Below are 12,258 nucleotides of genomic sequence, written 5' to 3' on the forward strand. Positions count from 1 at the left end.
TTGTCACTTCTTGCCGAGTGCTTCCAGGACACGGTCCAGGTCGCGGCTCTGCTTTGACATCGCGGCCGGGGCGCTCTTGACCAGATTGTAATAGAGCGTGGGATCGTAAATCTGCACCGCCAAACCCAGCCGTTCCGCCGTCAGCAGACCCTGAGCAGCCAAAAGCTGATAAGCCGCCAGAGAGCGCTCGGTGCGGGCCGAAACCTGGGACAGTTTCGCATCGAGCAGATCCTGTTCAGCGGTCAACACATCAAGCGTCGTCCGTGCGCCCAATGTCGCCTCTTCTCGGATCCCGTCAAAGGCAACCTGCGCGGCACGGACCCGCTCGTTCGAGGCGTTCAGGCTGGCGTTGGCGGTCTGAAAGCGGACATAGGCGTCGCTGACGTCCTGTGTCACATCCTTTTGCACATTCAACAGGTTGGCACGCGACGCATCCCTTTGTGCCATGGCGCGGCGGACTTGCGACATCAGACGTCCACCGGCGTAAACCGGTTGCGAGTAAATGATGCGCGCCGCAGCGGTATCAGAGAAATCGGTGCCGCCAAAATCGTCCGTGAAGCCGATTTCGGCATTGAAACGCACAGTCGGTCCAAGCGCGGCACGTTGCCGGTCGACGGCCAGATCCAATGCGCGCACCTGATGCTGAGCCGACAGAAGCGAGGGATGGTTGCGCAGGGCCAAGGCGGCGGCATCTGCCTCGGACCGCGGAAGCCCGGGGAGCGACGGTTGCCCCGTTGTGCGGCCCGGGTGGTGCCCGACTGCGTTGATGTATTCCGCATGCGCCGTGGTCAATGCCCCGTTGGCGTCAGCCAGGTTCGCGCGCGCGTTGGCCAGCCGGGATTCGGACAAGGCAACGTCGGTCCGTGTCACTTCCCCCACTTCAAATCGGTCTTGCGAGGCGCGAAGTTCCTCACCCAGCAGGTTCACGTTGTTCTGCCGGATCGAAACGGTCTCTTCCTGCAACAGCACGTTCAGATATGCCGTCACCGCCCGAAAAAGAACTTGCTGCTCGACCTGAATCAAAGCCTGCCGTGTCGACAGCACCGTTTCCTGCGCGGCGTGTTTTCCCAATACCGATGCGCCGCCGTCATAGATCAGCTGCGTCAGCTCGAGCCCGGTAAAGAACGTGTCCGGATGACTCGTTGAGGAAGTAAGCGCGTTGCCGACCTTGTTGTAATTGCTCTGGATCCGCGCAGTCCAATCTATGATCGGGCGCAATGTGGAAAGTGCGATGGCAACGTCTTCGTCGGCAGCGCGCAGCAAGGCGCGGTTCTGCTCCAGCAGCCCACTGGTATTGTAGGCACCGATCAAGGCGTCCGCGATATTGTCCGCCACAGCGGTTCGCGGACCCAGAGCCAGCACGGCGACGCCCGCGGCCAATGCAGCCATTCTCGCCACGCGTCCCGAAACCAGTCTCAGCATTGCCCTGCCTCCCTCGAAAATTCGTTTCTGCCTTCTGCGAGCATGACCGTGTCCCGGCAAAAGGCAAGGACACACGTCGCCTCAGGCGCCGTTTTAGAGCGCAAATTCCGGCGCCCGTTCAAATCCGGGCAGTACCGGCGCCGTGGCATTGAACACGAACCGCCAGGACACCTGAGCGCCGGCTTTCCGGCCCAGGCGGACCACGCCCACCGCGCCTTCGTTGAACACCGCGACGATCCGACCGCCATCCTTGAGCTGGTCGAGCAGCGCCTGCGGCATGGTTTCCACCCCACCCTGGATCAGGATCACGTCATAGGGTCCATGCTCGGACGCGCCCTCGGCCAGGGGGCCTGTATGGACAATGGCATTGTCGGCCCCGGCATCCATCAGCTGCGTCTGCGCCTCTTCGGCCATCGCCTCGTCTTCTTCGACCGCGACAACAAGTTCTGCCATCCGCGCCGCCACTACCGACGAGTACCCCAGCCCGGCCCCGATATCGAGCACCATCTCGGTGCGCCCGATATTCGCCGCATCCAGCATCTTGGCCAGCGTGCGGGGCTCCAGCTGATGCCGTCCGCCGCCCAGATCGACCATGACATCCGCATAGGCGGCTTCTCGCTGTGCATCCGGTACGAAATTCTCTCGTGGAACCGTCAGCATCGCCTGGATGATCGGAAACTTGGTGACATCCGAAGGGCGGACCTGGGTATCAACCATCATGCGGCGGCGATTGGCGAATTCGGTCATTTTGCAGCTCACTAGCAGATTACTTACCCGGCTTTTGCCACAACGGCAGGCCAGCGGCAACGTCCCATTGCCCAAAAGCCCGCGGCACCGCGGCGCGGTCGGCCCGCAAATTTGGCACTGAATTTGCGAATGCCATCTGGACGACGATCCGGAAAGCTGGTAGAACCCGCTCCACACCACCTCAAGTAATTGATTTTACTTAGAAAGGCGAGTTGGCGGAGTGGTGACGCAGCGGATTGCAAATCCGTGTACACCGGTTCGATTCCGGTACTCGCCTCCACACAAAATCAATGACTTAGACGAATGCCGTGATTAGCCGCTCATTGTGGTCTAAACAAACGTCTAAACATTCCATTTTTGTTCCGTTCTCTTTTGCTGCGCCTGAATGGCCCTGATCTTCTGCCGAACCTTCTTAGTGTAGTGCAGGACCATGGCCGGACTCTGGCCCGTGACAGCGGCGACCAGGTCGTCGCTACAGCCAGCTTCAACCAGCTCACAAGCCGCGTTGTAGCGCCAACTGTGGATGTCGTAATCGACAGCGCCGATGCGCTCTCTGACGTTCCTTACCGCCTGCGATGCACCACGATAGGACCAGCGATTAGTTCCGCGCTCATTGGTCAGTATGAACACAGAATGCCGACTTGCTGCGCCAAGGGCTGCGTGCAGCTCTGGCAGGATTGGCACCCAGAGTTCCTTGCCGGTCTTATTTTGCCGAATGACAAAGGCACCGTCCTGAATATCGGACCAACGCATTTCCAGCACATCTCCGATCCTCTGCCCTGTGCCGACACATAGCTCCATCACCAGCCGTTCCCTGGTGCCGAGTGGGCAAGCCGCCCGATAGGCCTCCAGCAGCTCCAGCGGCCACGGCTCACGCTCTGACTTCTCGGTCTTCAATTCGGGAACGCCCTTCGCGGGGTTTGTTTCCCGCCACCCGAGATCGACGCAGTACTCCATCAGGACGCGGAGAACCCGCAATGAGTAGTTTGCGAATAAGCCTTTTCGGCGTTTGCATCGCGCAACCGGATCACATCCTTGCGCTTCATTGCCGCCGGGTTGGCATCGCCCATGATTGACTTGAAGAAATCGAGATACTTGTCGTAGTCGAGCGCGGTACGCGGCTTCAGGCGCTTGTACTTGGGCGATCTGCGATAATGGTCAACTAAGGCGGAGAAATTGCGCGATACAACGCGCGGGGCCTGCCTCTCGCCCGACAGAATGTCCGCGTATTCTTTCCAAAACTCTGGTGTCCCGAATTCGTTCTGGAACTTGCGGGACGGCCAGCCACGACGTTGAAAGTAGATCCCGTTCCTTTGACGGTAGACGTGCTTGGGTAGCTCACGCTTTGCCATGACGCATCTCCAGCTTGTCGAACTCGTCGATGGCCTCTCCGGTGGAAAGCAGTATCTCGATCCTGCGGCCTTCGACCGCGACAGAGCTGACCGACTTGCCCGCCCTCTCCAACGCACTGAGCAAACTGAGTGCCTTTTTCTCAATTGTTCCCAACGACATCGCCAGCTCCTTGACCCTTGAGTTCGCGCAGCCGGGTGGCTGAATGAGGCCTCGTCCTCATGCAAACTACTTGTAGGGTTGAGTCTAGAAACGCGATTCCGGGCAAGCAACCGAGCTTTTCAGTTGGTGTCACTAACTGCATATACCGCTTGAAACAATTCGTGATCGAAAATGGCACTTTTTGTAACGTTCCACCACTTCTGACGCCGCGCTGACGCGTCGAACAGAAGTGGTGTCACTAACTGCATATCCCAACAAGTAATGTATGCATGAGGTGGCCCGCCCCGCTCCTCCTCCGATACTTGAGGTCTCCGGAGGAACGGGGCTGTGTTGCTGCGAGGCCGCAGGACCAAGGCAGCGTCAATCAATGGAGCAACCGCGATAAACAGCTCGTGGGAGCGCCTTTACTCCATTTTGCACCCCAAGGGTCACGGTATAGCCTTTACGCGCCTCTAGAGCGCCGTCTAAACTGTTCTCCGCACGAATTCGCGTTGGGTGGGGAGCGGACCTTCGCTCTGATCGCCCCAAGTGACTGCTTTGCTACGCCCTAGTTTTCGTATTGCTGCGACAAGACGGTCAGCCGATTGAAGCTCGGGTGATTTGAGAGGGCAGGATTGGCGTTCTGGATAATGGCCAACAAAGGACCCAAACCGCCATACAAAAAGGGAACTTCTTGAGGGATTGTGGCATTCAATACAGCCAGTATTTCGCTAGGATATTTAGCGGCGAGTTCACCGTCTTTCAAAAGGTTGAGTAGATAGCTAAAATCACTTGTCTGTCCTAGGTGATTTTTGAAACAGGCGTACCCCTCTTCAAACCCGTTTCGAGATACTGCTGCCATCTGCGCGAAGTACCGGAACGTAGCTGGGGTCCGCGCTTCGGGTTTACTGGGCCAAAAACTTTTCACAAATGGTATGACTCGGTTATTTAGGTACTCCTCTTGTTGTTCCCCTGCGCCCTGCAAGGCTTGGAACAATGTTTTTGCGACGGTTTCGAGATTCTCGGCAGGAAGCTTGGTAAATACTTCCTTAAGTTCACTGGAGCTAAAAACCGAAGCTTCGCCTAGCGCAATATAGGTTAAGAACCACGTGTATTGCTTAAGGCACTGTCCTTCCAGAACATCAATGTGGTCAGGAACTACCAAAAATGGGGATTTTAGCAATTCAAGCATTGGTAGATAGATTCTTGGGGTATGTAAAAAACTGCCCCACATCGCGGCGGCTTTTGCAACGCCTGCGTCCCACTCAAACGCTGGTATCAAATACTTTTTGGTCCAGTTCTGATCCACACGCAGTAACGGGATGATTTGTTGGGCGAGAATAACAGAACCTATCCAAAGGGACTGATTATCGGCATTGCACATCTCTGCAAATCGGTCCTTCAGCTCGTCTGGAAGACCCTGATCATCTTCAAGTTCCTTTGAGAACCACCAGTTCAAGAGTGAAATTGCGGCATATCCAACCGGATGGTTTATGGCGTAATTGAGCGAAAAATCGTCGGAAGCTCCGACGGTTTTGGTGCCGGTGTCTATTATTCGATCGACGAGCGCGAAGAACGCCTCTTCATGCTCACGAATGTCTTTTGATATCCGACTTAACCACAAAGCAATCGCATGCAGAGCTTCAGCAAAGCTAGCGTCAGGCATATCTAGAAGAATTGGTACTACGTGCTGCCATGTTCGAGGGCTATTTTCGTCATTGGCCCAAGCATAAAGCGCTTGCCTCCAACGTTCTGGATACCATTGATCTTCTTCAGAAAGCTTCTTCAATACCTTTATCGCGAGGTCAAAGTTGTCTTTACATATCTTCGCCCAATCATCCGGCGCGTGGAGGTCATCGACGCTTGGCTTTCCCCTAAGTCTAGAAATTAGGCCGTCGAAATCTCGAGGAAGTTGCTCCTCAACAATGTCGGCCCCGTTGGAACTCCACATAGGGAATTCATCGCGGTCATCTGGCGCCAATTGCCATTCAGGATAGCGCTTTTCTATAGATGCGATGAAAGCTTCAGTGTTTCCTGTTGCGGCGCCTCCATTTGAAAGGAGCTTTTTCAATCTCAACCAGCGCATACGATCTGAAAAACGTTCAAAATCATCATCGCTAATATCATCTCTGAAGCGTGTCCTAGGAGGTCCTTCGACTATTGCATCTTGGAGCCTCTGCATGTGACCAGCGGTCAAAATTGGGCCAAATGAAACCAGCAAGCGCATTACCTCTCGCATTGTCGAGGTCGACCAAAGCCAATGCCCGCCGTCTGCCAAGAGCCACGACATCGATGTGTCAAACGAAACGAGGTTGGGACTCTGCGCTAACGCGAAAAAAACTAGTCTGCGAAATACGGGATGCTTGGAACTCGCCCAGATCGTTAGCATCGCTTTTGCGATTTCGCTATTGTGATCTTCGGTGGCCAACCAAGAGTCGCGACACAGGGTCACCAAGAGCGTCCAGTCGTTGTAATCCTTGTTCTGTTCATGATCTGAAATCGACGGGAGTTGTATGTAGCTGTAGTCTTCAAGCTCAGATGAAATTTCAGCTTCGCACATAAGCCCGAGTGTTTCCGACAACAGCTCTGAAATGTCGGTCAGAATATGTGCTAGAAAGCCTTCGAATTTTTCAATATCCCGAATGCCCTCATATGCCGAATGAACGTGATCGGATGCTAGTGCCACTTCAACGTTAGCAATCGATGAAATCCTTTCGCCAGTATCACTGGAGCGAGCTGTTCTTAAAGAATATGGGCGAGAAATCTTAAGTGAGGGTCGTAGTGCCTCCTTGAACTCTTGCCTTACAACCGGTGTGTCCCCGTGTGTCGTGAAGCGCTCTTTCCACCCGTAGAGGCCACCATTGTAGTGGCGTGATCGCGCGTAGCCCGAAACTACAAATTCCCAAAGCTTTCGCATGGCTTGGCTAAGGTGGTTTGCATCCTCTAAAGCTCTGTTGAGGTACCGTTCGAAACGTGGACTTAGATTGCTACCCTGCCCAATAACCCAGAATAGGGCATCGGATTGTTCCAGGTGTCTTGCCAACCACCTCCCCAGCGCATCCATCACCTTGTCCCAATCGGAACCTTGCCTACGATTGAGGTCAACAAGCGACATTCGAGGAGCCAGATGGGATGGAGCAGGTCTGGACAGAAGGCTGAATTTGAATTCTGGGTTATGACCTGTGTTGAAGAGATCACTCCTAGGCACACCAAATCTAGGGAGATCCTCAATGCCAAATCTCCTGTTGGAGAACTCGTCTAACCATTCGATTGGTGGAACAGGATCGAGTTGCGAAAAGTGCTTTGCCGGCAGACCTGTAGGGTCGCTCAACGCCCATATCATCCTTTTAACGAAATCGTCCTGTACGGTGCTTCCACTTGGTTTGTGGTATGCATGGCGCGCCACGATAGCTGACTTGCCGTTGACACCATCTCGATAGCTATTGGCCCAAGCATGAAGCGTTTCATGCAGGTAATAGTGGCGTCGGTAGTTTTTATATAGGATGGGAACAACATTCTTGGTGGCCCACTCGCTCTCGGTCTGGTCCTTTTTGCCTCGTGAGTAGTTCCCAAAAGCATATGCGATCGGTGTATCTTCGCCCATCATGCTGTCGGCAGCCAAAGCGTCCATCATGTAGCGGAGAATGGGATCGTTGATGCTGTACCCAACAAAACAGACTGTATAGTTGCGAAACAGTTCGGATACAAAGCGCGCAGCCCATCTCTCAACAAGGTAAGCCAAGCCAAAGTCACCACTTGTAGCAACCAAGCTGTTTAGGTTCGTTTCGGAGCCTGTTCCGTCTAAAAGTCCATGCAGGTAAATCAAACCGTCCCACCTGTTCTTTGGAACTGGTAGCAGCGGGGCCGCGTGGGTTGGTGTTTGGGTCTTTTTCGTCTCTATAACTTCTTCAAAAACCCGATCAAAGTTTGTTGTAATGAGCCGGGTGGCACCTGAGCGTGTCTTGCCAAGTCGAAGAAGAGCCTCATGGGTCTGCGTCGATTTTTTCCCGATTAAATTTGGTTGGAGAGCGCTTGCAATTGCTTCACGCACTCTCTGTCTACCGTTCGGGAGCCTTCGCTCCAAGAGGCCTAAGGTTGTATCATACTTGTACGCTTTGAAAGCTTCGGCTTCGGCACCATCGTATGTCTCGTTGAGTTCACGATATACGGCTTTTACCAAACCGTGGAAGGTTGGTAGTTTTGCGGGGTAAGATATTCCTGCCCCGCAGAAGAAAACCACTTTCCCATCTTCATGAGCTTCTAATAGGGCTTCTGGAATGTCTGGGCCATTGGGAATGTACTGCATCTAATACTCAAAAAAATCGGAATGGTGCCGTGTCAGGGATAGTTTGGCCATGGCTCCGTGACAAGCGAAGACTTTGGTCTCTGTGAATCTTGGACGACGCAGAGCGGACATCAATTTGCGAGCCGCTTTACGGCAGCTAAGGGCAGACTAGTTCACTTTCTTTTTGCACGCTGCTGTCTTTCGGAAAACTCCAGTTAGTGTCTTACTGCGAAACAGGTTGGTCCACAGAACCGATCTAAACATTCACCGTATGTTCTGCCGAGTTTTTCTACCCGTCTAAACATATTTTTACTTATTATCAGTATGATACCTAGTCTTGCAAATCCGTGTACACCGGTTCGATTCCGGTACTCGCCTCCATTTCATTCTAATTCATAGGGTTAGCGCCTGAACGGTCGGGTGTGACACAAAGTGGGACACACGCCCTATGATGCTGTCATCCTATCTAAGCCTCTCAAGACATGGCATTTACTACTTTCGCTGGCCTATCCCCCTATCCATAGAGGGAAAGCGAGCAACTATCCGTATTTCCCTAAAGACACGTTGCTATGATCGGGCTGGCGATTTGGCCCGTCATCTTGCATCCTGCGGACGACTACTGCGCGAGAACAATAAATTGGCAGGACTGCGACAAAGCGAGATACGCGAGAAGGTGCAAGCGTACTTTAGGGCACAACTGGACCAGTACCTTGACTGGCTGGACCGGCACGGCCTGTCGAAGAACGCATTGGAGGACATTCGGTGCGAAATGCTGGACCATGAAAGCTATCTGGATATGGAGATGGTGAGCGACAAGTACCTGCCCGTCAGACCGTTCCTCAGAAAATCGGGGCTGACAGCGCAAAACTGGCAAGACAGCCATCCCATGATGCAGCGGGAACTCCGAAAGGGTCGCCGGGACCTGCTCAGAGTCGTTCTGGCAGCCGCTGAACGCCTTGAGCATTATTCCTATGAGGATGCCCCAACCATCGCTCCTTCCCCTCCTGCGCCCCCTCTGCCAGCCTCATCGCCCTTGGGTGCGGCGGTGGAAGACTTCATAGCGGAGCATTCCCGGCAATGGGCTGGCAAAACCATCGGGCAAAACCGGGCCTACCTGAACATCCTCATTGAATACTTCGGCCCTGACCGCCTACTTGCCACAATCAACAAACAGGATGCGAGCGAGGTCAAAAAGGTTTTGCAGGCGCTACCGGCCAGCCGGAACACCAAGCCCAAGTTGAAGGCCATGCCGCTGATGCAGGTCATCAAGGAACCGGGGCACAAGAAGATCGCAGCCAAAACGATCAACAGCCACATCCAGATGTTCAAGATGTTCTTCGACTGGGCGGAACGGCACGGGCATTCACCGCACACGCTCTTTGAAGGCATGAAGGTAAAGAAGGACAAGTCCAGCGACAGTGAGCGCAAGCCGTTCTCACCGGACCAAGCGCGCCTGATCTACACCGAGCTGACAGAAAACCTGTCCGGGCTGGTGCGCAAAGACAGCCATAAGTGGGGGATGCTATTGGGCATGTTCACTGGGGCGCGTCTGAACGAGATTTGCCAACTCGACATTGCCGATGTGCAGCGGGACGGCGACACATGGTTCCTGAACATCACCGACGAAGGCGACGACACCAAAAGCGTGAAATCAAAGGCTGGTAGGCGCAAGGTGCCGCTGCACTTAGAGTTGATCCGTTTGGGCTTTCTCGACTTTGTGGGCAGTCGCAGGAGTGGCACACGCCTGTTCCCAGACTACAGCTACAATACCAATGGCGGTTACGGTCGCAACTTGGGCCGCTGGTGCAATGAGAGTTTCTTGCCCAAACTGGGGATCAAGCAGCCGGGTCTTGTATTCCATAGCCTGAGGCACACGGTGGTAACGCGGCTGGGGCAAGCAAACGTGCCAGAGCCGGTTATCCAGTGCATCGTTGGCCACGCCCGGTCCGGTGTGACGCAAGAAGTTTATCTTAGAGAAGGCTACACATTGACCCAACTCAAGGAAGCCATTGACGAGTTATCAGTTTAGCTAGCACCTTCCGCAAGTTTTTGACTGGCATGTGTCGCATACTCATAGAATGGCTTCCCGTGCTGTCTTTCAAAGAAACGCATAAGGTAGTGTCTTAACAGTTCACACAATGCACGCTTGCCATCTGCGGTCAAAATAGGCCTGTGTACAGCGACGAATATGTCCTGCGCTGCGTCCTGTAGCGCAGCATCGCTGATATTTGGATCGAACTCTTTAAGGTAACTGTCTATATTTGGTCGAGAGGCCGCCATTTGAAGGGCAGTCTGAGCTTCTACGGCTACTGCTTGTGACAGAGAGAGGATCGCTGATTGATCGTTTAGCCTGCTCAAATCTCCCTGACTGTTTGCGTATGCTTTGAGACCAACTATTGTGCTCTGCGAACTGAAATCATTTAGATCAGGCAATCCCTTTCGACTCGCGTTCACGAAGAGGCTTAAAACCTCTTCGTCGTTTTGGACGCGACTGATGACATCACAAAGAAAATACCTCGCATATCCAATAGCCCAATCTGGTTTACTATCCTTCCTACGGTTCAGCTCGCGCCTCTTTCGAAACCATTGAAAAGAAACAAAAATAACGACAACAACCAAAACAGTGATCAGCATGTGGCACCCTTTCGTATCTATATTTTAGATACCTAGTTTTGAGATATAGTCAACGCACCCAGTGCAACAGCATGGGGCGTTCATGCCTAAAACCCTTGGAGATCATAGGCATGATGCTCTTGTCCGCTACCTCATCGAGAAGCGGGGCGAGGCAGGCTTGAAGCAGGTGGAACTTGCGGAGCGGATGAAGGTCTATCAGTCCTTCATCGCGCGCCTGGAAAGCGGTCAACGCCGCGTAGATGTGGTGGAACTGGTCAAGCTGGGCGAGGTGCTGGGCTTCGATCCGACAGAGATTGTGGGCAAGCTGGCCAAGATGTCGGACTGAACCCGCACCGGCCTCTGCTTATTTGCCCCAGTGGTGGGGAGAAACCATGTACACACCCTCCAAACCCGCACGTTTAGACAGGCCCTCACATATAGACCGAGGGAACCGGACTATGCGTCCAGCGCCTCAGTCTCGAATGCCGATTTAAAATCGATATTGGTTTGGCCTGTATCATTGAAGAATGGCAGTCCGAGAACGGTATAATCCCGCCCTTGGAAAACCATTTCAAGTCTCGCCTTGGCTTTCACTTGCGCAAGGAAGTCCTGTTTCCAGTCGTCCTGCGGGCGCAAATGGTCGCCTTTGGGTTCGATGAATAGCTGCAAGATCGTGCTGGCGTCCTCACCCTTCTTCCTCAGAAACAAAACGAAGTCCGGTTCAAAGGCACGTCCCGTGTCAAAGTCATACAGCTTTACCGCCTTCTCATTCCGCAGGAGATAGAAGTCGTCAAAAACATCCCTCAACCGGGCTTCCTGATCGTGCATGTACTTGATGAAGTGCTTTTCCTGATCGGTCCCGAAACTGTCGTCATAAGCGTGCCAGTCCTTGCCGCTCAGGTCGATCTGATCCAGCCCCGGCACGTTGCTTTCTGTCCAGCTTAGCCCGGTCTCACCTTCGATCCGCAGTTTCAGAACCTTGTCGGTGAAGCGGTCCTTGATGGGATAGGGCTTGAAGTCCTTGGTGCCGATATACTCGACACTTTCGCGTTTCACGCCGCTTTCGATCTGGTGCAGGACATAATGCGTGATATCCAGCTTTTGCCGTGCGGTCAGGTTGTCCAAGTCATCGGGCAAGCCGCGCACGCTCACAGTCACACCGCCAAGATAAGTGTCAGAGGTGACAAACTGTGAGGCGCTGGCGAGTTGCGGGAAATAGGTCCGCAGGTTGGCGAAGTGGAAGAAGTCGTTGGTGTCCATCGAAAAGCCAAGAATGGTCCTGCCAAAATCGGCCAGTTTGAAGTCGCGGGACACGGGTTCTTTGCTCGACGGTTTCAGCGTCAACTGTCCACCGCCAAAAGCAGAGGCTTCCGTTACACGGCCTGTCATCAGGTTGGGATAGGCGAAAGGGCCTTCGATCTTGTAGGCGTCCAGCCCTGCTACACCGTCGCGCGGGTTGCGCACCCGGTCATTCACCCAGACATGATCCCGTTGATACAAGTCAGTCTGCTTGAAGCTCTCCCTGAGCCGCAGCCGCACTGTTCGGGCGGTATCGTCCAGCATCCCGGTTTCGCGCAAAGCGTTGCGGATGTCTTGGATGTATTTGGGGTTATGGGAACAGTGTGTTGATTTCCACCCAGAAGTGAGCCGGGTTTTTCATCGAGAAGTGAGCCACCTCTGTTTATGGATTTCGGGTTATG

General features: G+C 53.8%; 10 protein-coding genes and 1 tRNA gene. 3 read left to right on the forward strand and 8 right to left on the reverse strand.

What is annotated here, in order from left to right:
- Nucleotides 1-3: 3 nt before the first annotated feature.
- Both G0P99_RS21205 and G0P99_RS21210 read right to left on the reverse strand, forming a co-directional pair.
- Nucleotides 4-1,422, reverse strand: a complete 1,419-nt coding sequence (locus G0P99_RS21205; protein WP_164132475.1) for a TolC family outer membrane protein — start codon at nucleotides 1,420-1,422, stop codon at nucleotides 4-6.
- A gap of 93 nt (nucleotides 1,423-1,515) precedes the next feature.
- Entirely contained in the window at nucleotides 1,516-2,169 is a 654-nt protein-coding gene (locus tag G0P99_RS21210) for a protein-L-isoaspartate O-methyltransferase (protein WP_164132476.1), read from the reverse strand.
- Between the two features lie 206 nt (nucleotides 2,170-2,375).
- Here G0P99_RS21210 and G0P99_RS21215 point away from each other — a divergent pair.
- Nucleotides 2,376-2,449, forward strand: a tRNA-Cys gene (locus G0P99_RS21215).
- Between the two features lie 62 nt (nucleotides 2,450-2,511).
- Here G0P99_RS21215 and G0P99_RS21220 read toward each other — a convergent pair.
- The 4 genes from G0P99_RS21220 to dsr1 form a co-directional block, all read right to left on the reverse strand.
- Complete coding sequence (locus G0P99_RS21220) at nucleotides 2,512-3,066, reverse strand: tyrosine-type recombinase/integrase (RefSeq protein ID WP_164132477.1); 555 nt, start codon at nucleotides 3,064-3,066, stop codon at nucleotides 2,512-2,514.
- Nucleotides 3,067-3,125: 59 nt separating this feature from the next.
- Nucleotides 3,126-3,521, reverse strand: a complete 396-nt coding sequence (locus G0P99_RS21225; RefSeq protein WP_164132478.1) for a hypothetical protein — start codon at nucleotides 3,519-3,521, stop codon at nucleotides 3,126-3,128.
- Nucleotides 3,508-3,681 carry a hypothetical protein gene (locus tag G0P99_RS21230; RefSeq protein ID WP_164132479.1) on the reverse strand — a complete coding sequence of 58 codons (174 nt, stop codon included), beginning with the start codon at nucleotides 3,679-3,681 and terminating at the stop codon, nucleotides 3,508-3,510. The genes G0P99_RS21225 and G0P99_RS21230 overlap by 14 nt, the downstream gene beginning before the upstream one ends.
- Nucleotides 3,682-4,228: 547 nt before the next feature.
- Nucleotides 4,229-7,966, reverse strand: a complete 3,738-nt coding sequence (dsr1, locus tag G0P99_RS21235) for an anti-phage defense-associated sirtuin Dsr1 (protein WP_164132480.1) — start codon at nucleotides 7,964-7,966, stop codon at nucleotides 4,229-4,231.
- Between the two features lie 430 nt (nucleotides 7,967-8,396).
- On the opposite strand from dsr1, the gene G0P99_RS21240 reads away from it, so the two are divergent.
- Nucleotides 8,397-9,974, forward strand: a complete 1,578-nt coding sequence (locus G0P99_RS21240) for a tyrosine-type recombinase/integrase (protein WP_370462865.1) — start codon at nucleotides 8,397-8,399, stop codon at nucleotides 9,972-9,974.
- Here G0P99_RS21240 and G0P99_RS21245 read toward each other — a convergent pair.
- The gene (locus G0P99_RS21245) at nucleotides 9,971-10,579 is read right to left on the reverse strand and encodes a hypothetical protein (RefSeq protein ID WP_164132482.1); all 609 of its coding nucleotides are present in this window, start codon (nucleotides 10,577-10,579) and stop codon (nucleotides 9,971-9,973) included. The genes G0P99_RS21240 and G0P99_RS21245 overlap by 4 nt on opposite strands.
- An 82-nt stretch (nucleotides 10,580-10,661) precedes the next feature.
- Between G0P99_RS21245 and G0P99_RS21250 the strand changes: the two genes are divergently transcribed.
- The gene (locus tag G0P99_RS21250) at nucleotides 10,662-10,904 is read left to right on the forward strand and encodes a helix-turn-helix domain-containing protein (RefSeq protein WP_164132483.1); all 243 of its coding nucleotides are present in this window, start codon (nucleotides 10,662-10,664) and stop codon (nucleotides 10,902-10,904) included.
- Nucleotides 10,905-11,014: 110 nt separating this feature from the next.
- Here the strand turns inward: G0P99_RS21250 and G0P99_RS21255 are convergent, their stop codons facing one another.
- Nucleotides 11,015-12,022, reverse strand: coding sequence for a hypothetical protein (locus tag G0P99_RS21255; protein WP_164132484.1), 1,008 nt, complete (start codon nucleotides 12,020-12,022; stop codon nucleotides 11,015-11,017).
- Nucleotides 12,023-12,258 lie beyond the last annotated feature (236 nt).

Origin of the sequence: Ruegeria sp. PrR005 (assembly GCF_010500245.1) — a bacterium.
Classification (GTDB): domain Bacteria; phylum Pseudomonadota; class Alphaproteobacteria; order Rhodobacterales; family Rhodobacteraceae; genus Ruegeria_B; species Ruegeria_B marisflavi.